The sequence below is a fragment of the Diaphorobacter caeni genome, assembly GCF_015354245.1.
Classification (GTDB): Bacteria; Pseudomonadota; Gammaproteobacteria; order Burkholderiales; family Burkholderiaceae_C; genus Diaphorobacter_A; species Diaphorobacter_A caeni.
Genome location: NZ_JADKYZ010000004.1, coordinates 400,719 through 421,003, shown reverse-complemented (window position 1 = coordinate 421,003; position 20,285 = coordinate 400,719). Strand labels below are relative to the sequence as shown.

At 63.3% G+C, this 20,285-nt stretch carries 12 protein-coding genes; 4 read left to right on the top strand and 8 right to left on the bottom strand.

Features of this window, described 5'->3' with window-relative positions:
- Window positions 1–215: 215 nt before the first annotated feature.
- Both ISG32_RS12680 and ISG32_RS12675 read left to right on the top strand, forming a co-directional pair.
- Window positions 216–4,298, top strand: coding sequence for an IPTL-CTERM sorting domain-containing protein (locus tag ISG32_RS12680; protein WP_194771362.1), 4,083 nt, complete (start codon window positions 216–218; stop codon window positions 4,296–4,298).
- A gap of 1,063 nt (window positions 4,299–5,361) precedes the next feature.
- A complete protein-coding gene (locus ISG32_RS12675; protein ID WP_194771361.1) occupies window positions 5,362–6,753 on the top strand; it encodes an aminotransferase class I/II-fold pyridoxal phosphate-dependent enzyme in 1,392 nt (463 codons plus the stop codon).
- Between the two features lie 13 nt (window positions 6,754–6,766).
- Here the strand turns inward: ISG32_RS12675 and ISG32_RS12670 are convergent, their stop codons facing one another.
- Window positions 6,767–7,396, bottom strand: a complete 630-nt coding sequence (locus ISG32_RS12670; RefSeq protein ID WP_194771360.1) for a 3'-5' exonuclease — start codon at window positions 7,394–7,396, stop codon at window positions 6,767–6,769.
- Between the two features lie 52 nt (window positions 7,397–7,448).
- Complete coding sequence (gene dinG, locus ISG32_RS12665; protein WP_194771359.1) at window positions 7,449–9,695, bottom strand: ATP-dependent DNA helicase DinG; 2,247 nt, start codon at window positions 9,693–9,695, stop codon at window positions 7,449–7,451.
- A gap of 418 nt (window positions 9,696–10,113) precedes the next feature.
- On the opposite strand from dinG, the gene ISG32_RS12660 reads away from it, so the two are divergent.
- Window positions 10,114–11,745, top strand: a complete 1,632-nt coding sequence (locus ISG32_RS12660; protein WP_194771358.1) for an ABC-F family ATP-binding cassette domain-containing protein — start codon at window positions 10,114–10,116, stop codon at window positions 11,743–11,745.
- A gap of 287 nt (window positions 11,746–12,032) precedes the next feature.
- Window positions 12,033–12,545 carry a cupin domain-containing protein gene (locus tag ISG32_RS12655; RefSeq protein ID WP_194771357.1) on the top strand — a complete coding sequence of 171 codons (513 nt, stop codon included), beginning with the start codon at window positions 12,033–12,035 and terminating at the stop codon, window positions 12,543–12,545.
- A 167-nt stretch (window positions 12,546–12,712) separates the two neighbouring features.
- On the opposite strand, the gene ISG32_RS12650 is transcribed toward ISG32_RS12655, so the two are convergent.
- The 6 genes from ISG32_RS12650 to ISG32_RS12625 form a co-directional block, all read right to left on the bottom strand.
- Window positions 12,713–14,710, bottom strand: coding sequence for a 3'-5' exonuclease (locus ISG32_RS12650; protein WP_194771356.1), 1,998 nt, complete (start codon window positions 14,708–14,710; stop codon window positions 12,713–12,715).
- An 85-nt stretch (window positions 14,711–14,795) separates the two neighbouring features.
- Window positions 14,796–15,017 carry a hypothetical protein gene (locus tag ISG32_RS12645; RefSeq protein WP_194771526.1) on the bottom strand — a complete coding sequence of 74 codons (222 nt, stop codon included), beginning with the start codon at window positions 15,015–15,017 and terminating at the stop codon, window positions 14,796–14,798.
- Between the two features lie 3 nt (window positions 15,018–15,020).
- Window positions 15,021–16,172 (bottom strand): PepSY-associated TM helix domain-containing protein, encoded by a 1,152-nt coding sequence (locus ISG32_RS12640; protein WP_194771355.1) that lies wholly within the window; start codon window positions 16,170–16,172, stop codon window positions 15,021–15,023.
- A gap of 21 nt (window positions 16,173–16,193) precedes the next feature.
- Complete coding sequence (locus ISG32_RS12635; protein ID WP_194771354.1) at window positions 16,194–18,629, bottom strand: TonB-dependent siderophore receptor; 2,436 nt, start codon at window positions 18,627–18,629, stop codon at window positions 16,194–16,196.
- A gap of 103 nt (window positions 18,630–18,732) precedes the next feature.
- A complete protein-coding gene (locus ISG32_RS12630; RefSeq protein WP_194771353.1) occupies window positions 18,733–19,695 on the bottom strand; it encodes a FecR domain-containing protein in 963 nt (320 codons plus the stop codon).
- Window positions 19,692–20,198: a sigma-70 family RNA polymerase sigma factor gene (locus ISG32_RS12625; protein ID WP_323745929.1), complete on the bottom strand. Its 507-nt coding sequence runs from the start codon at window positions 20,196–20,198 to the stop codon at window positions 19,692–19,694. Before ISG32_RS12625 ends, ISG32_RS12630 begins: the two co-directional genes overlap by 4 nt.
- Between the last annotated feature and the right edge of the window lie 87 nt (window positions 20,199–20,285).

The window sequence follows — 20,285 nt, the reverse complement described above, 5'->3', positions numbered from 1 at the left end:
AGCGATTGGGCTGGAGAGTTTTCGACTGTTTTTGCCATTGATTGAGCGAAAACACTGGGACCCACCGGCACTCTGGTTTTCAGTTTGGATGGGGTTATATGTTTTCAGTTTGGAGTCCAGTCCAGGCCTTTCAAAGGGCTGAGGCGGACAGGCAGGCCGGGCATTCCGGCCGGGGGCGGTCAGCAGTGCCGCGGTGGGTTTCGGCGACAGCCATTTTGAGTGGAGTCCTGCTGAGCGGCACAGCCGGTGCAGCGACCATTCCGGACGTTCTGGTGAACCACGACGGTCTTGCGGCAGGGGAGATGGAGGTCTCCGGACCTGCGGGCGGATCGTTCACCTACCGCGCCAAGGTGCGGCTCAATGCGGGCCCCACGGCCTCCAACATCACGCTGACCGAAGTGCTGCCCGAGGGCGCAATCTTCCAGTCAACCGACAGCAAGCCGAGCGGCATCTCGTGCACGCCCACGCTCGCCAAGGGGACGGTGCTCGACGCCAGCAACAACAAGATCAAGTGCACGATCAGTTCGCTGGCCGAAAAAGACGGCTTCAAGTGGGTGGATTTCAACGTGATCCTGCCCACTGTGGGCACGAACTGGGAGGCCATCGCAAGCGCGTCGCTGCCCAAGGTCGGCGAGATCGACGGTGATGGCGGCATCAACAACGTCGACCTGCGCCGCAACTTCACGACCAGCAATGCGTCCGATCTCGGCGTCAAGCTGCAGGCGACCGGCACGACCAACGGCGAGGTCAACAACGGCGACCCGTTCGGCTACCAGATCGATGTGACCAACCACGGCCCGACGGAAATCCCCGGGGGTGGCATGGTGCGCGTGACCTTTGAAGTGCCCGCCGGTGCACCGGTGACCGGCACGCCCACGGGCGATGGATGGAGCTGCCAGCCCGGAGGCATGCAGACCTCGGGCGTGATCACCTGCAACTACAAGGTGCCCGCAGGCGAGACGGTCACCGTGGGCAAGGCCCTGAATGCGATCACCGTGCCCGTGAAGGCGAACATGGGCGGCCCCATCGGCGCGGCCGTGAGCGTCGAAGCCTTCACCAATGACACCGCGACCACACCGGTTGCCGATGGCCAGAAGGACAACAACACCGACTCCGTCATCGTGACCTCGGCCGGTGCGGACTTTGCCGACATGTCGCTCGCCAAGGCCGTCTCGGCGTCCAAGGTCGACGCGACCACGGGCACCGTCACGCCGCTGGTCTACACGCTGACCGCCAAGCGCGAATCCGGCAGCCTCACGCCAAGTGACATCGTCGTGCTTGACGTGCTGCCCAAGGATGTGGAATTCGTCTCTTTCGACACCGCGAACAACGCGGGCTGGTCGTGCACCTACGCGGGTGCCGCCACCCGCACCGTGCGCTGCGAATGGGCCGGAGAATTCACCGGCGGCCTCGGCGCGACCATGCCGCCCATCAAGTTCAACGCCCAAGTCACCGCACCCGCTGACGCGCTGCTCGTGGGCTCGCGCGTGAACACCGCGACACTGAGCATGCCGCCCGAAGTGCCGGAGCCCAACACCACCAACAACAAGGCCTCCGCGGCCATCACCTTCAACAACACGGCCCAGCTCGCGTTGACGAAGGGTCTGGTCGGCGACGGCCGTCCGGTGGAAAAAGGCAAGGTCTTCCAGTACCAGCTCACCGTGAAGAACGACGGCCCCATGCCTGTGCTGCCCGGCCAGAGCATTGAGCTGAAAGACACGCCGTCGTCCGAGATCCGGCTGCTCGACTATTCGGACAAGAGCGCCTGGAGCTGCGCTGACGTGAACGGCGTCGCCGGCACCCCGGCGAACTGCTCGACGACGGCTGGCCTCAAGGTCGGCGAGTCGATCACGCTGATCTTCGACGCCCAGGTGGACACCCTGCCCAACGGCGCTGAATACGCCAACTGGAACAACGCCGCGTCTGCCGGCGTGAACCCCGGCGACCGTGGTGGCGAGACCATCTCGGCCAATGCCAATGTGACGATCTCCGATCGCCGCGCCGACCTGCTGATCGAGAAGACGCTGGTCTCGCCCAACCCCGGCCCGGCCGTCAGCGGCGATCTGGTGACTTATCACCTCAAGATCACCAACGACGCCAACAGCACGCAGGACGCGCAGTCCATCACGGTGACCGACGTGCTCAATGATCTGGTGGTGAGCACCGATGACGGCGCTCCGGACAAGAACGGCGTCGCGCAGAGAAGCCCGTATCCCAACGGTGGCTTCATCTCGGCGCAGACCGTGGGCACCGTGCCTGCAAACGCCGGAGCAGTCACCTGCTCGGCTTCCGGTGACAAGAATTCGCGCAGCCGCACGCTGACCTGCCCGATCGACAAGCTCGCACGGGGTGAGAGCGTGACCATCGAAGTCCAGATCCGTCCGCGCGTGGCAACGAACGGTACGTACTCCAACACCGCGACCGCGTATTCCGCCTACATCAACGACGACAAACTGACGAACAACACCAGCACGGTGGACCTGCAGATGACGGCGCTGACCGACATCGCGGTCATCAAGCAAGTGGCTCCGGTGACCAGCGTGGCGCTCGGCGAACCGGCCACCTACACGGTGAGCACGCACAACTACGGCCCCTCGGCCGCCAAGCTGGTGACGCTGGTGGACACCTTGCCCGCCAATGCCTATCTGGTCGGCGAGCCTTGGGGGCTGACGGGCAACGGCACATGCACGTTCACCGATGCGGCAGACCAGCCTGTCGCCAAGGGTGACGGCCTGCGCGGCGGCACCATGACCTGCACGTGGGCCAATGACCTGCAGGCCGGCTACGAGTATCTGGTGCAGTACAAGGCCCGTTCCGTGGGTGACGACGCAGCCGTTGGCGACACCATGGACAACAAGGTGCACGTCTCGACTGCCACGCCAGAAACCCGCGACGACAACAACAACGACGCACGTTCGATCACGCTGAAGCCGGCGCAGCTCGACGTGCAGATCGACATGCGGCATTCGGCCGACGGTCTGGCGCTTGGCGAAACGACCGAGTACACGATCATCGTGCGCAACGATTCGAACTCCTCGTCGTACGCGTCCAACGTGAACGTGGCGGACCTGTTCCCCGCTGCCGGCTCGAACGCCACCTTCACCTACGAAGGCGGTCTCAATGTCTCGGGCACGGGCATCGCAGCCACATCGGCCAACGCCTCCATGTGCGCGCAACCTGCACTGGGCACCACCAACGGAGCGCTCGACTGCACCTTCCCGCTGATGGCACCTGGTGACACCATCATCATCAAGTTCACCATGAAGGCCGATTCGCTGCCGCTCGGCGCGACCACCGGCACCATCTTCCACTCCGCGACCGTCAAGCCGCTCGAAGTGGAAAGCATGCCCGGTGGCGTCGATGTGGCGAGCAACAACGCCACGACCGACCGCACGTCGACCAGCAAGGCCGCCATCGACCTCGGCATCGACAAGAAGGGACCTAGCGCATCGGTGAACGAGGGTGACACCATCACCTGGACCCTCACCGTGACCAACCATGGCAAGGCCGGAACCATGTCGCCCACCGGCGGCAAGGTGACCGACGTGCTGCCCGCGGGCCTCGCGTTCATCAGCGCATCGAATGGCTGTACCTTCGACAGCGGCACGCGAGCAGTGACCTGCGACGTGCCCTCGATCCTGAGCGGCGCCACGGCGGTCTTCACCGTGCAGGCCAAGCTCGAGCAGCCCTACACGGGCTCCCGTCCGCTGGTCAACAGCGCGAGCGTGAGCGTGCCGGGCGACAGCAATCCCGACAACGACAACGACGAGGAAACCACCCCGGTGGAGCCCCCACCCACCGTCGATCTCGGCATCAACAAGGCAGGCCCCGAAGGCCCGCTGGACGCTGGCGACAGCGCGACCTGGACCCTCACCGTGACCAACGAAGGCAAGGGCGGTAAGCCCTACACCAAGGGCGGCAAGGTGACCGACGTGCTGCCCGAAGGCCTGGACTACGTGGGCGCCTCGGGCGGCGATGGCTGCACTTATGAGCAGGCATCGCGCACCGTGAGCTGCGACGTGCCCGCACTCGACAGCGGCGCGACCGCCGTGTTCACCATCGACACCACGCTCGCCACACCGTACAAGGGTGCGCGTCCGCTGGTGAACAAGGCTTCCGTGACCCTCACGGGCGACGAAAACCCCAAGAACGACGAAAGCGAAACCACCACCACGATCGTGCCCCCGGCCGATCCGAAGTCGGTTCCCACGCTCTCGCAATGGGGCCTGATCATGCTGTCGTCGCTCCTGGGCTTCGCGGCCATGGGCTTTGGCAACGCAGCACGCCGCCGCAAGTGATCGGGGCACACCACGGATAGTTCCCGCGCGCTGAGGCGCGCAGGAATGGCTTCTTGAAGGCCGGTGACTCTCTCGGGAGTCACCGGCCTTTTTTTGTGCTTCGCGCAATGTCGATATCTGTGGGATTCAACGCCTGAAGGCGGGAGTTGTGCCGTCCGCAGCGGTGCGTTTCTTCACGGGTTGTGCACGCCCCGAGCATGACTCCCCAAAGCCTTCACGCGCTTCACAAAAGCATCGACAAGCGGCGAGGGATGCATGGGCAATGCGTCGTGTGTGCTGCGTTGTGGCTTCCATTACACGCTCCGGATGCGGAGTCTGCACGCGCTTGATTCTGACGGACAGAAAGCGCTGACTGGCGGACGGATGGACGGACGATACGTGGCTTTCGCTGCATGCCGTTTCCGTAGCTGCAGACATGCGTGGCCTGCGCGCATCTCTCTGTGCGCTGCGGGCTCTGCGACAGCCTTCGCAGAGGAGCACAGAGCACAGAGCACAGAGCACAGAGCACAGAGCACAGAGCACAGAGCACAGAGCACAGAGCACAGAGCACAGAGCACAGAGCACAGAGCACAGAGCACAGAGCACAGAGCACAGAGCACAGAGCGCGGGATCGAAGCATGCAGCTTCAGGCCTGCTTCCACGGGATTTCGCGCAATGCGCGCGTCGATCATCTGTGCATTTCGTGGATCGAGCCCCTGGTGGGAGTGCCCTCACAAGAAATGAACCAGTATTCATTTATGCATTGCCTGTTTTTTGAGCAAAACACGGCATGGACGCTGTCCGCAGTTTTTGAAAAATCCCGAAATTTCGGCTTCAGACCATTTTTCTGCGCGATTTTTTGGCTGTTTTGTCGCTCGCGTGGAAGTGCACTCCACTTTTCTCCAAGTCACCAAGGTCCTCGGCCCGATTTCGCTCCTTCCTCATACTTTTGAAGGGCCAAAACCGCGTTTTTTGGGCCGTTTTGCCCGTTTTTTAAGCATTCTCGAACTTTTCTTCACGCTACTTTCAAAGTGCGGTTCTGCATACAAAAAATTGTACTAATACAAACAATACAATGTATGGGATGAATTGGTCAGTACAGAATATCCAGGGAAGCAATGCCCAAGACATTGCCAGCAGCATTGAAACGTCTCTTCGCAGCGGCGAACTCCAGGCAGGCGACGCACTGCCCGCCGTGCGGCATCTCGCGACGCAGTTGGGTGTCAATCCGAACACGGTGGCCGCCGCCTATGCGCGGCTGCGCGATGCAGGGCGGCTCGTCACCTCGGGCCGGCGCGGCACGCGGGTGGCGGGCGAGGCGGTGCAGATGCCCGCCGCCTACGTTGTCCCGCAGGGGCTGCGCGATCTCGCGAGCGGGCAGGTGGATCCGGCCTTGCTGGCGCAGCCGCGTGCGGCTGCATGGGGCAAGCTGCGCGCGTTTCTCGCGCCGCAAACAGTTGAGGCGAGTGGCGCAAGCAACGCGAGCAAGGCGGGCGCCGCGGCCACGGGCGAGCTCGGTGACGATGAGGAGCTGCTCGCCATCACGGGCGAATGGTTGCAGGCACAGGGCATTGCGCCGCAATCCTCCGTCGGCGTTTTCTCGAGCACGCTCGACACCATCGAACGCGCCCTGCGCCAGCACGCACGTCCGGGAGACCGCGTTGCCATTGAAGACCCGTGCTGGCCTCCGTTGCTAGCGCTGCTGCGCAGTCTGCGCCTGCGTCCGGTGCCGCTGTCGGTGGATGCGCAGGGCGTTCAGGTGCCCGCCGCGGGCGTGCTCGCGGGCTGCGCCGCCGTGGTGCTCACGCCGCGCGCGCACAACCCCACAGGTGCGAATCTGCGCGGCGACCGCTGGCGTGCATTGCGCAAGCAGTTGCGCGGCTGTCCAAACACGCTGGTGGTTTTCAATGACTACTGGGGCCTGCTCGGCGACACCGCTTTTGTCGCGGGTAGCAACGCGCTGCCGCCCCACTGGCTGTATGTGATGTCGCTGGGCAAGGCGCTCGGTCCCGAGATGCGGGTGTGCATCGCGGCCGGACCTGCCGATCTCGTGGAGGGCATGCGCGCCCATCAGGCGCTTGGCCCGCGCAAGGTGAGCCTGTGGTTGCAGCGCCTTGCCGCGCTGCTGTGGCGCCAGGCCGCCAAGGGGCGCGGGCGCGGCTCCTTCGCGCACATGCGCAGCGCCTACGCCGCGAGGCGAAGCGCGCTGCTGGCCGAGCTGCACAAGCACGGCGTCGCGCAGGAGGTCGATGCGAGCGGAGAGGGGCTGCACCTGTGGATCGCCGTACCCGATGAGCTGACCGTGGTGCAGGCCATGGCGTCTCGGGGCTGGGCGGTGCAGGCGGGAGGGCCGATGTCGCTGATGAATGCGCCCGCCATCCGCATCAGCGTGGGTCAGGTCGACAAGCGGGATGCAAAACGCCTTGCCGCGGACCTCGCCGCCGCGCTCAGTCTGCAGGTGCGGGCGGTGTACTGACGCGCAAAATCATTCAACCCGCATCACCCAGCGAATGCTGCGCCAGCCATTTGGCGACACCTGGCTTCGCGCAACGCTGCAGCCCGCTGAGCAGCTCATGCCCTGGCCGCGCGATGCCCCAGCGCGATTGCAGGTCCTGCTGAATGCGCGCCAGCAGCGAGGCTGCCATCTCCGCATCCGCCAGCGCCCGGTGGGCACGCCCCGCGCGCGGCAGGCCGAGGTGGTCGATGATGTTGCCGAGGCTGTGGCTGCGCGCTTCCGGATACAACCGGCGCGAGAGCAGCACGGTGCAGGCGAACGGATGGCGTGCGGCGATGCCCGCCATCTGCATCTCGGCGCACCAGAACTTGCTGTCGAACGAGGCGTTGTGCGCCACCATCGGCGCGCTGCCCACAAAGCGCGCGGCATCGCGCATGACGTCTTCGGCAGCGGGCGCATCGGCCACCATCGCATTGGTGATGCCGGTGAGCTGCGTGATGAACGAGGGGATGTAGACGCCCGTCCGCATCAGGCTCTGGAAGCGGTCCACGACCTGGCCATCCTGCAGCAGCACGATGGCGACTTCGGTCGCGCGTGCGCCTTGGGCGGGTGTCATGCCGGTGGTTTCAAAGTCGATGACGGCGATGGGTGTGTTGATGGGCATGGGGGAGATTGTCCGCGTTCTGCGTGCGCCGCAGCCATCATCATCCCCGCGCTCACACCTGCCTTCGCTCCAGAGTAAATGGTGGCAGTCCTTTGAGCAGCATCTGTCCGTAGTTCGTGCGCACCAGCCGCTTGTCGTAGCAGTAGACATGCGCGCGGTCTTCTTCGGTGCGGATGGCGCGGCCGGCCCACTGCGCGAGGCGGATGGCGGTGGCGGGCACGACAAGTTCGATGAACGGATCGCGGCCCGAACCGCGCAGCCATTCGGCGCGGGCTTCGCCCACCGGATCATCCGGCGGCGCAAAAGGCAGCTTGGTGATGAACAGCGATTCGCACAACGGCCCCGGCAGATCCAGACCCTCACCGAAAGACTGCATGCCGAAGATGATCGACGGCATGCCTTCGGCCACGCGCTCGCGGTGGCGCTTGAGCAGTTGCTGGCGGGGCAGGGTGTTCTGCACCAGCACGACGCTGCGCATCGCGGTGGGCAGGGCGTCGACGGCCTGGCGCATCTGGTCGCGCGAGGTGAAGAGCACGAGCGCTCCGGCCTCGACCATCGCCAGATCAGAGAGCAGCGCGTCCACCATCTCGGCGGTGAAGGCCTGCGCGTTCTTGGGATCGGCGTTGGTTTCCGTGGCGACGAAGGTGCCTTGCAGCGCGTAGTCGAACGGGCTCGGCACTTCGAGCGTGGTCACCGCATCGTCGCCGTGCAGACCCGCTTCGCGCAGAAAGAAATCGAACTGTCCGCAACTCGTGAGCGTGGCCGACGTGAGCACCGCGCCGCGCACGGCCGACCACAGGTGGTTGCGCAGCGTATTGCCGGGCAGCAGTGGGCTCGCGTGCGCCTTGACGACGATGTAGTCACCGTCGATCTCCAGCGTGAACCACTTGGCGGCAGGCGCCGCGCCCTCGGGCGTGTCCTGCAGCAGCAGCGAGGTGGTGGCGTGCACGCTCTCCAGACGCGGCGCGAGCGCGCCGATCTGCGCGTAGAGCGTGGACAGGCGACGCGCTTCGTCGGGCTTGTCCTTGATCTCGCTGCGCAGCGCCTTGGAGATGGCGCGCAGCGCGGTCAGAAAGCCATCGGCATGGTGGGCGATCTGCGACAGCGGCTCGATCAGCTCGGGCGGCAGCACGCCGCCGGGTACGCGCGCGCGGGTGATGTTGTTGTAGGGCGTGGAATAGCGCGGCGCGGCGTTGCCAAAGCGGCTCGCGGCGGCTTGGCTCGCGCCCCCGCCGAAGCCTTGTCTCGGCGACTTGAGCTGCTCGCCATAGATGTCCATCACCAGTCGAGCAGTATCTTGCAGCGCGGTGCGCAGGCGTGCGGAATCGGTAGGAATGTCGGCGATTTCCTCGACCTCCATGAGCTGACCGATGCGCAGCGCGCGGCTCGCGAGCTTGTCGATCCAGGTCAGGCGCGAGAGATCGGCCTCGCAGCTGAACTGGTCGAGCGCGGTGCCGGGCAGATGGTGCGCCTCGTCCACCACCAGCAGGCAGTTGTCGAGCTCGGGCAGCAGGCGCGCGCCGAGTGAGGAGAGCAGCAGATCGTGATTGGCGACGATGACCTGCGCGGCCACCAGCTCCTTGCGGCGCTCGAAATACGTGCAGTTGCTGAAGGCAGGGCAATGCTTGCTGGTGCACGAACTGGCCTCTGCCGCGACGGGGCTCCACACCTCGGCCTCGGGCGGCGTGTCAAGCGAGTCGCGGTCACCGTCCCACGCGCCGCGCGCCAGCGCATCGGCCATGCTGGTGTAGAACTTCATGCGCGCCTCGGACTCGGCGCGCGGGCGCTTCGCGCGCTCGGCCGCTTCCTCTTCGGCGAACAGATCGTCGTCGGCCATGCCGTCGGCATCGCCCGACGCATCCGAGCCGGTCGCCAGCCGCTCCAGCTTGAGCTTGCAGATGTAGCGGCCACGCCCCTTGGCCAACGCAAACTTGAACGGCTTGGGCAAATGCGCCGCCAGCGCGGGCAGGTCCTTGGTGACGAGCTGCTCCTGCAGCGCCACCGTAGCCGTCGATATCAGCACGCGCGTGCCACGCTCCAGCGCCATGGCAATCGCGGGCACGCTGTACGCCAGCGACTTGCCCACGCCCGTGCCCGCCTGCACCACGGCAATGGCGCGCTTGGGTGGCGGGGCGTTTTCGTCCTCAGCATCCACCTTGCCCAGCTCCGCCAGACTGAACGCATGCGCCACCTGCTCAGCCATGCGCCGCTGCCCGGCACGGCTGCGAAAGCCGCCCGTGGCCTGAACGACGGTGTCAAACGATTGCAGGGCCTGAGCGGCCCAATCCTGTGCGGACATGGGGCGGATTCGTATTGGGAGATTTGCTGACTTTCCCGCTTGGCGGGAGAGGGCTGGGTAGGACTCTGTTTTTTCTCAATACCTGCGAGGCAGGTACTGTGCTTTCATCCAGCAATCTTAGCTGATGCGGCTTTTGAGCGCTGACGTGGGGTGTCTTGGTTTGGATGGTGGCCGGGGAATTCAGCTTTCGCTATCAGTCTGTCCTCGGGATGCTGGAATTCCGCTATCTCGGCGCGCGAATAGGTACTGTCGACCCCAAGCTGCCTATCGTTGCAATATGTAGAGCGTTTAACTAGAATTCTCAGTTCAATACATTTTTTAGGAATCAGACCCATGCGCCATTGATGCAGCCGTTGAAACAACGGCAAATCTCCACTGCCCCCATTCGCAGGGGGAGCTTTGCATCTTTGGAAACTGTATGGCGACTTCCTATATCTCGTTGGAGGACGTTTCTTTCGTCCTCCCCAATGGCGAGATTCTTTTCTCCCATCTGAACGATCACTTTGACCCATGCCCCACAGGCCTGGTCGGCCGCAATGGCAGCGGGAAATCGGTTCTGGCGCGCATCCTGGCCGGTCAATTGCAACCTACACAAGGGCGTTGCGTGCGATCAGGCGCAGTGCATTACCTTGCGCAACAGGTGAGCCCCCAAGACGGAGCCACGGTGACCGACTTGGCAGGCCTGCGTGGCGTATTCGACGCGCTACAACGCATTGAAAACGGCAGCTGTGCGCAGGCTGACTTTGACTTGGTGGGTGAGCGCTGGGATGCGTCTGCGCAGTTGGCGAACGCATTGGCGCAGGAAGGCTTGGGACATCTGGATGCCCACACCCCGGCAACCGCACTCAGTGGCGGCGAGTCCATGCGCGTGGCCTTGGTCGGTGCCATGTTGTCTGACGCGGACTTCCTGATCCTCGATGAGCCCAGCAACCACTTGGACCAGCCAAGCCGCTTGCGCCTCATCGAATGGTTGCAGCAATGGCGCAAGGGACTTTTGGTCATCAGCCATGACCGGCAGTTGCTGGCCCATATGACACGCATTGTTGATCTGTCCTCGTTGGGTTTGCAAAGCTATGGCGGTAATTACGCGTTCTATGCCAATGCAAAAGCTCAGGAACAGCAGAATGCACTGGTCGATCTGGAGCGCACCCGTTTGGAGCGAAGGCTTGAGGAGCAAGCTTTGCGCGATCAGCGAGAGCAACAGGAAAAACGTCAGGCTCGCGGAGCGCGCAGTGGCAAGGATGCGAATCAAGCCAAGATTCTGCTCGACCGTCAGAAGGAACGCAGCGATCAGTCCATGGGCAAGTTGCACCGCCAACAGACTCAGACACGGATCGAGTTGGCGCAACGCGTGAAACACGCCGCCGCGCAGGTAGCGGAGGACGTGCACATCCACCTGCATGTGCCTCTGAGCAACGGGGTCGCTCAACGACAGGTGCTCATTCTGGACGACTTGGTGCTCCCGCCGTTCGTGCCGATGCCGCTTCGGCACATCAGCCTGCAGGTCACTGGTCAACAACGCATCGGCTTGAGCGGCTCCAATGGCACCGGAAAATCGACCTTACTCAAGGTGATCGCAGGGCGAATCGATGCCCTTTCTGGGCTGTGTAAGGTCACTGGCCGCGTGGCCTACCTCGATCAACGGCTGGATTGCCTGGATGCCAAGCGATCCACCATCGCGCAGCTTCAGGATGTCAACCGCACGCTCAACGAGAGCGAGCTCCGCATGCGATTGGCCCAGTTGGGACTGGATGCACAAAAGGTTGCGGTACCAACAGACGCGCTCAGTGGCGGAGAGCGCCTGAAGGCCGCTTTGGCCTGCGTGATCTATGCAGATGAGCCTCCGCAATTGCTGTTGCTCGATGAGCCGAGCAATCACCTGGATCTGCCATCGCTGGCAGCATTGGAAGCACTGTTGACGGCTTACGGCGGCGCGCTGATCGTTGCATCACACGACCAAGAGTTTTTGAAACGGCTTCGATTGACCGAATTACTATGTGCGGGATCGAATGGCTGGGAAATGAAGCCGTTTGAAGATCACTCGCAATGACAGGTTCTCGCGGGATTCAGCCGCACTCCCCAGCTACACAGCGGTTGCGGCCCATTGAGCCCCCTGTATTGATGGCTGATTTTGGTTAAGCTGCAGTCATTCACTAATGCACTGACATTGACAGTAGACGCGTGTGACCGATGCAACGACTGCTTGGCGAAATTTTGAATGATCAAATACCTTGTCAGCAGAACCAAGATTAAGCAAGACAGTCGCAACACGTGCAGACAGCCACCGTAGGATTCTGTTCGATTGCTTTCTAAACAACAAATAGGGTTTCGGCACTTATGGACACAGACAACATCACAGCACAGGCGCTCATTGAACAATTAGGGCTTGTACGTCATCCCGAAGGGGGCTGGTATCGAGAAACCTATCGCGCCAGCGAAATGCTGGCTTCGCCGGCGCTGCCTGCGCGCTTTAGCGGCGACCGCTCATTGTCCACCGCCATTTACTTCTTGCTATCAGACAGTGACATCTCGTCACTGCACCGTATCAAAGCCGATGAAGTGTGGCACTTTTACGCTGGCTCAGCGTTAAACGTGCATTGCATCTTTCCTGATGGCGTCCACCGAGTGTTCAAGCTCGGTCCAAATATTGCCGCGGGAGAACAATTTCAGGCGGTGGTACCCGCGGGTTGCTGGTTTGGCGCGGAACTGGCAGAGAGTGGCTTTGCTCTGGTGGGGTGTACCGTAGCGCCAGGATTTGACTTTGCTGATTTTGAACTTGGACAAGCAAAGCAACTTTGCAACCGCTATCCACAACACAAAGCGATGATTAGCCGACTGACCAGAGCATAGAAAGGCCGCTCGATTCACAGTTGACCTGATCTATCTCTCCGGTCCATACATCCATACAAAGAAAATTCAATGCGATGACTGCTTTTGGCTGCAACAGTCATTGCATTCGTTGAGTTGGCTGACTGCAACCAGCCTAAATCTGACGGCCAGCGATCGTTTCGCCGCATCTACAAAACCGTCGTAACCCGCTCTTTCTTCCCACTCCCCACGCTCCCAAAAAACCCACTCCCCCTCACCCCATGCCCCAGCAGCGTCAACTGCTGCTTGGCCCGCGTGATCGCGACGTAGAACAGATTCCGCTCTTCAGTCGAAGTCCCGTTCGCAGCAGGAAATTCGCCCTGTGTGAGGTGTGGCACAAGCACGTGTTCGAACTCCAGTCCTTTTACGCTCACGATGCTGGCGAGTTGTAGGCGTTTGCTGTCTTTGAAGTCGCGCTGTTTTTGCTCCAGCGCGTTCAGAAAGCTGAAGTAGTCGAATGCTGAGTTGAACTTGCTGGCGGCGAGTTGCAGGCCTTCGATGTTGGACAGGGCCTCGGCGCGGCGGTCTTTGGCGATGTAGGCGGTGTTGATGATGGAGTGGATGTCGAGCGCTTTGAGAAAGTCTTGCAAAAACGTCGGGCCGCTTTGTGTGGCGGCGATGTGTTGCGCGGCCTCCAGGCGCTTTTGCAGCTGGGGTTCTGCGGTGCGCAGCACCTGGTTGGTGAAGAACGAGGTGAGGAACATCGGGTTGTCGCGCACGGCGCTGATGGCGTCGGCGAGCAGGGTGGCCTGGCTGTCGTCGGGGCGGTTGGCGACTTCGATGCGGGTGCCGCTGAAGAAGTGCAGCGCGGTCAGCACCTGCTCGCGCGTGTCCTCGTGCGTGAGGCTTTGCATGTTGTCGGTGGCGACGGCCATGAGGCCGCGGATGAACAGGATTTCCGGGCGCTTCAGGTAGCTTTCGAATCCGCTCATGGTGTAGGGCAGCTCGTTCTCGATGAGCAGGTTCTCGATCAGCACGGATTGCACGGGGTGGCGCAGCAGGATGGCGAATTCGCTCATGTTGCGGCGGGTGCGCTTCCATTCTCTGGCGGCGTCGACGACGAGGCTCGCGCATTCCTCGTTCGACGTGAATGTCTGCTGCGTGATGCGCGTGTCGTGCGCGGCGTTGGAGCTGTACGGCTTGTTGGCCACGCGGCCGGCTCTGGTGGCAAGACTTTTGCCGAAGCGGTAGCTGTGCGTGAGCGGGTAGCGCTTGATGGTGCGCGAGGTGTGCTCTTCGATCGCGTTTTTCATGAAGACGGCATCCGCGCCGGTGGCCTCGTGCACCACCTGGTCCACGTCGCCCATGCCGCAGAAAAAGCTCTTCGATGTGTTGAGGATCTCGGCCAGCACGCGGAACATGGCGTAGTTCAGATCGTGCATTTCATCGACCAGCACGATCTGCGCGTTGGAGGGCCAGTGGCGCAGGCCTTCGCTGGTTTCACCATCGACGAAATGGCGGGCCAGATCGTAGGTGGCATCGGCCTCGCCACGGAAGCGGGGCGTGTCCGCGTTTTCCTGGCGGCGGATGCGTTCGTAGGCCAGGTAGACCTTGAGCTGCGTGTAGTCGATGCCGATGCTTGCCGCATATTCGGGGCTCACGCGCGTGCCGTCGCGCTCGAGCACATCACGCATCGTGCCCTTGAGGCGCGTGTTGATCTTGAGGAATTCCGCAGCGAACCAGCTGTCGCCGATCGCAGGCATCTGCAGTTCGTCGCGAAAGCGCTCGGACTCGTCCTCCTCCACGCGCTGCACGGCGTCCCAGAAATAGGAGCGCAGCTGCTCGTTTTCGTCCACATAGTCCACGCGGTGATCGTCGATGCCCTTGAGGATTTCCTTGCTGAAGTCTTCAAAGGTCTGGATGCGCAACTGGCCCACTTCATTGCGCGCAACGCCGATCTGCACCAGCGTGCGCTGCAGCGCCACGCAGGCCGGCTGCGTGTGCGTGAGCGCGATGATCCGGTGCGTGGGCACGCCGCGCGCAAGGCTCTCGGCCACGCGCAGCGCGAGCGTGGTGGTCTTGGCCGCGCCCGCGTTGGCCTCGACGATGATGGTGCGCTCGGACGCGATCTGGATCGCGCGCTGCTCATCGGACGGCGTGATGACTTTGGGCGTGAAACGCGCGGGTGTGCTGGCGGGCTGGGACATACAGGTCAAGCTGGGGCGATTCCCGGAGGATATGTGAACAGGCCCTAGTCTTGCACAGAGTGGGGCTCGCCCCGACCGGCGAAGTTCAGGATGCCCTGGCGCGCAGCCAGTGCCACAGGCCGGCCCACAACGGAACACTCAGCAGCGCGCAGGCCAGGTGGCGCCAGTAGCCGTCGCTGAACAACGCGATCAGCAATCCGGCCAAGGTCAGCGTGGCCAGCAGTGCGGGCATGCGCCACACGAACCAGAAGCCGCCTGGCGGGCTCGTGCCGTGGGTTTTGGTGCGGGTAGCGGATGGTGCGGGCATGACTCAGTTCCGGGTCGGGGCTGGTGACGCCTTGCTGCGTCGGCGGTTGATCCACAGGTAGATGCCGCTGCCGAGCACCACGATGGCGAGCAGATCGAAGGCCGCCCACAGCAGCTTCATGGGCATGCCGCCGTAGTCGCCGAAGTGCAAGGGGCGGGACACCTCGAGCGCCTGCAGGAACCACGGCGGGTTGCCCACGTCCACCAGTTCGCCGCTGACGGCATCGATCAGCACCGGATGCAGCAGGCGTGAGGTGATGGTGGTGTCGCCCTGCAGATAGACCGCATAGTGCCGGGGCGTCGCGAACATCGAACCGGGGAAGGCCACGAAGCTGACGCGCCGCTCGGGCAGGAACGCCAGCGCCTTGTCCACCGCGCGCTGCAACCCCTCGGGGCGAGGCGTGGGCTTCGCATCGGCGTATTCGATCTTCAACTGGGCCGTCACGCTTTTCTGCCACGCACCGAAGACGATGGAGTCGAGCGTGTTGATGGCGCCGGTCAGCCCGACGATGAACATCCACATCAGCGCGGCAATGCCGAGCAGGTTGTGCAGGTCCAGCCAGACCGCGCGCCTGGATTTCTCATGCCGCACGGTGCCGAACGGGAGCTTGCGCATGAACGGCCCGTAGATCACCGCTCCCGAGACGAGCGACACGACGAACAGCAGCCCCATGGCGCCAAGAAAAAGCTGCGACTTCTGGCCCATGAGCATGTTGGTGTGCAGCATGAGCAGCGCCGACATGATGCCGCCGTTGCGCCAGTCCTTCTCGCTGTAGGCCTCGCCCGTGATGCGGCGCTGCACACCATCCACCAGCGCGAACGGCTTTTGTCCCTGCTGCGTTGCGTCGCGGCGCAGGCCCACGCGGAACTGCCCCGGCTCGTCGAGCCAGGCGATAAATTGCACCGGTCGCTCGGGGTAGGCATCGCGCACCAGCGCGAGCACCTCGTCCATGTGGGGTGCGGCGCCTGCGTTCGGGTGCGCGGAATGTGCCGGGGCGGATGCCTCGGGCGCATGTGGCTCGAGCCAATCTTCCAGCTCGTGGTGGAAGATCAGCGGCAGCCCGGTCACGCACAGCATCAAGAGGAATACCGTGCAGACCAGGCTGGACCATTCATGCACCCAGCGCCAGCGGCCCAGGGTCTTGGATGACATCATGGCGGGCAGCTGGCGTCGCCATCACCACTTGTAGGTCATTGTGGCGCGTACCGTGCGACCCGCTCCGTAGAAGCACTTGGTCGCTGTCGCGCACGCCGAGACGAAGGTCTTGTCGGTGAGGTTGGTGACGTTGAGCGCGAGCGTCGTGCCCTTGAGCGCCGGATTGGCGACGCCGAGGTCGTAGCGCACGGCGGCATCGAGCAGCGTGTAGTCCGGCACGCGCATCGTGTTGCCGGCATCGGCCCAGCTGCGACCGGTGTAGCGCACACCGGCTGACACCCCGAGCCCTGCGAGCGCGCCGTCCCGCACCGTGTAGCTGCCCCACAGGCCCGCTGATTGGTCCGGCACATAGGTGGGGTGTTTGTCCTGGGCGGTGTTGCTGCGCGTGTTGACGTTGTCGGCGTGGGTGTACGAGGCGATGATGTCCAGACTGCGCGTGACGCTGGCGCGTGCTTCCAGTTCCACGCCGCGCGTGCGTACCTGGCCGGTCTGGATGCTGTAGGCCGTGTTGTTCGGATCGGTGGTCAGCACATTGTTCTGCGTGAGCTGGTACGCCGCCGCGGTCAGCAGCGTGTTGGAGCCCGGTGGCTGGTATTTCACGCCCACCTCCACTTGCTCGCCCGTGGTGGGTTTGAACAGTCGGCCCGCAGCATCGGCATCGGCCACGGGCTGGAACGAGCGCGAGTAGCTCACGTACGGGGCCACGCCACTGTCCATCTGATAGACCAGTCCGATGCGCCCCGTGAAGGCGTGATCGCTCTGCTTCACGTCGGTGCCGCTGATGCGCTCGGCGCGGTCATTGCCCGCCCAGTCCTGGCGCACGCCCACCAGCCAGGTCCAGCGATCCCACTGGATCTGGTCCTGTACATAGAGCCCGATCTGATCGAGTTCCTGACGCGAGCGCGACGACATGGCAGGACGCGTGATGGCGGCTGCATAGTCGGGGTTGGGAATGGACAGCGACGGCGCGTTGCCCATGCCCTGTGCCTCGTTGTAATGCAGCCGCTGGTAGTCGATGCCGAACAGCAGCTTGTGCGACAGGTCGCCCGTCTTGAAGCTGTACTGCGCGCGGTTGTCTGCGGTGATGGCGTTGTAGCTGGCGTTGTTGAAGATGGCGCGGCGCACCAGTTGCGGATTGGATGGGTTGGACACGTTCACGCCCGAGGTGAAGACGCTGTCGTAATCCGTGCCCACATGCAAAAAGCGCAGGCTGGAGTGCAGGCTCCATTGGTCATCGATGCGCTTTTCGAACTGGTAGCCGATGGAGCTCTGCGTGCGGCGGAATTGGTCGAACGCGGGTGAGCCATCGAAGAAATTGCGCGGAATGAAGGAGCCGTCGGGCAGCGGTTTGACGGTACCCACGGCGGGCAGAAAGCCGTAGTAGCCGCCTTCGGGATCGTGCTGGTAGCGCATCAGCAGCGTGAGGCTGGTGTCGGCGTCGGGTTGCCATGTGATGCCGCCGGCCAATGCGGCGCGCCGATCCGTCTGGTGCTTCACCTGCGAGTCGCCATCATGCCCCACGCCCGTGAGGCGATAGGACAGCGTGCCGTCCGCGTTGAGCGCGCCGCCGAGATCGAAGCCCAGCTGCTTCCAGCCCTTGGTGCCGAGCTGCACCTGCACCTCGTGCAAGGGATCGGGCGTGGGCATTTTGCTGACCAGGTTGATCATGCCGCCCGGCGTGCCCTGTCCATACAGCACCGAGGCCGGGCCGCGCAGCACGTCCACACGCTCCAGATGGTATGGGTCGACTTGCGGGATGGCGTAGTTCGCGCCCAAAAGACGCATGCCGTCCAGATAGGAGTAATCGTAGTTGATGCCGCCGCCGAAGCCACGGTAGAGAATGGTGTCGTAGCGCGTGCCGCCCGCACCCCGGTATTCGGAGACGAGGCCAGGCGTGTAGCGCAGGGCTTCACGCACGCTGGTCACGGCTTGCTCGTCGATCTGGTCGCGCGTTATCACGCTGATGGATTGCGGCACGGCGATGAGCGGGGTGTCCGTCTTGGTTCCACTGCTGGCGCGCTTTGCCACATAGCGGCTGGTGCCGTTCGTTTCAGCGCCAACGGCGGGCGTGGCCGTCACGGTGACGGTGGGCAGTGCCCCGTCCGCACTGCCAGCGGGCGCGGGGGCCGAAGCTTGTGCTTGTTTTTCAGACGCAGCATTCTTGCGCAGCGTGAAGCTGCCTTCCGGTGTGGACACAGCGATCAGCCCACTCCCCACGAGCAACGCATCAAAACCGGCATGGATCGAAAAGTCGCCCTTGATGCCTGCGGTGCGCAATCCCTCCGTCAGGCCTGAAGGAAATGACAACACCACGCCCGCACGCGCCGCATAGAGCGACAACGCCTGCCCCAAGGGGCCCGCAGGAATGTCGACCGGCACGGCATGAGCAGCCGGTGCCATTGCCATCAGGACGGCTGCCGCAATGGGTGCGAAGGGGAGGGCGGAGTGAAGGTTCATGAGTGCTTCTCGACGGTGTTGGCTTCTGCTCAGTAGCCAATCGAAAAGCGCAAAGTGACAGTCGACAATGAAAAAAAGGAGAAATACTTGGTCCACCGCTCTTTCAGAGTGGTTCGACCCGAGCCCATAACCCCGTCATCGTCACTATCCGCACAGGCAACGCGCGGGCCACGGCGCTCAGCGCCGCGTCGGTGTTCCGCAGCGGAAACGCGCCGGACAACTTCAGCTCCGCAACTGCCGGGTCGCAGACCAGGCGGCCCACACGATGGCGGTTCAACTCGTTCACGACGTCTCCCAGCGCCATTCCATCGGCCAGCAGCATGCCCTGCGTCCATGCTTCCGCATTCGCTGGACTTGCCTTCGGTTCAGCAAGTCCCTCGCGTGTGATCTGCACCGACGAGCCCGCGGCGATGCGCCGCATCGGTGGCCCATAGCCGTTGAGGGGTTCAACGTCCACAGCGCCCTCATGCACGGTAAGGCGCACCCACTCCTGCTCCTGGCGCACTGAAAAACGCGTTCCCACGGGCAGCAGATTGGCAAATGGCGTGCGCACGACGAGGGGGCGAGAGTGCGGATCGGATGCCGTCGCAATGTGCAATTCGCCGCGCACCAATTCCACACGGCGCATCTTTGTGTCGAAGACGACGTTCACTGCGGTGGCCGTATTCAGGATCAGCTGCGTGCCATCGGCCAGTGTGACCTCGCGCAACTCACCGGTCGCGCTCTGGTAGTTGGCGCTCCAGACGTCCCATGGCAGTTGCCGGTAAGCCAACCAGCCGGAGCCGATCATCACTCCAATCGCTGCCAGCGAGCGCAGAGCCTGCCGTCGTGCTGGGATGGCTGGTCGGCTCAACGCGCCCTTGGCGGCCGAGCGGTCCAGCTGATGGAACCTGCGCACCACGTTCTCCACCTGTTGCCAGGCATGCTCGTGGGCGGGGCTCGCGTTGCGCCATTGAAGCCAGTCGCGGTGATCGTCTTCAGTCGCCGATGGATCGCTGAGTCGCGCAAACCACTCGCTCGCCATTCGGGCCAGCACGGGGTCCATGGACTCGGCCGAGATCTTCATGGCTGCATCAACAGACAGTTCTGCATGGCGCGCCCAATGTATTGTCGAACCGAGCTGACGGACACGTCCATCCGTGCGGCGATCTCGGCATGCGCAAGTCCCTCCAATTGCGAGAGCAGGAAGGCCTCGCGCACCTTGGGCGGGAGGCCGGTGAGCATGGTGTCGATTTCCACCAGCGCCTCCAGCGCGAGCGCCCGTGCCTCGGGCGAAGGGGCATGTGCTTCGTTTCGGCAGGCCAGCGCTTCGAGATAGGCAGCCTCCAGATCACGGCGTCGCAGCAAGTTCACCATCAACCCGTGGGCGACCGTACCCAGAAAGGCGCGCGGATTGCGCAGCTCCGGCAAGCTGTCTCGCGTGAGCACGCGCAAGAAGGTGTCCTGCATCAGATCCGCTGCGTCACAGGCGTTGCCGAGCTTCATCCGCAACCAGTTCTGCAGCCATCGGCTGTGGTTGCGATACAGCGAATTCACCTCGGCATGTGTGTCGAATGAAGTAGCGGGCACGGCGCGATGTCCAGACGTTGGAGGATGGATTTGATGAGAATGGTTGTTATTTCCATTCTATCCCATCCATGAATGGAGTGAGCGCGC

What these genes read in the sequence shown, in the direction of transcription:
- ISG32_RS12630 (WP_194771353.1), bottom strand. Translation starts at nt 19,695, where the DNA reads ATGAAGATCTCGGCCGAGTCCATGGACCCCGTGCTGGCCCGAATGGCG.
- ISG32_RS12675 (WP_194771361.1), top strand. Translation starts at nt 5,362, where the DNA reads ATGAATTGGTCAGTACAGAATATCCAGGGAAGCAATGCCCAAGACATT.
- ISG32_RS12640 (WP_194771355.1), bottom strand. Translation starts at nt 16,172, where the DNA reads ATGATGTCATCCAAGACCCTGGGCCGCTGGCGCTGGGTGCATGAATGG.
- ISG32_RS12660 (WP_194771358.1), top strand. Translation starts at nt 10,114, where the DNA reads ATGGCGACTTCCTATATCTCGTTGGAGGACGTTTCTTTCGTCCTCCCC.
- ISG32_RS12655 (WP_194771357.1), top strand. Translation starts at nt 12,033, where the DNA reads ATGGACACAGACAACATCACAGCACAGGCGCTCATTGAACAATTAGGG.
- dinG (WP_194771359.1), bottom strand. Translation starts at nt 9,695, where the DNA reads ATGTCCGCACAGGATTGGGCCGCTCAGGCCCTGCAATCGTTTGACACC.
- ISG32_RS12650 (WP_194771356.1), bottom strand. Translation starts at nt 14,710, where the DNA reads ATGTCCCAGCCCGCCAGCACACCCGCGCGTTTCACGCCCAAAGTCATC.
- ISG32_RS12645 (WP_194771526.1), bottom strand. Translation starts at nt 15,017, where the DNA reads ATGCCCGCACCATCCGCTACCCGCACCAAAACCCACGGCACGAGCCCG.
- ISG32_RS12670 (WP_194771360.1), bottom strand. Translation starts at nt 7,396, where the DNA reads ATGCCCATCAACACACCCATCGCCGTCATCGACTTTGAAACCACCGGC.
- ISG32_RS12635 (WP_194771354.1), bottom strand. Translation starts at nt 18,629, where the DNA reads ATGAACCTTCACTCCGCCCTCCCCTTCGCACCCATTGCGGCAGCCGTC.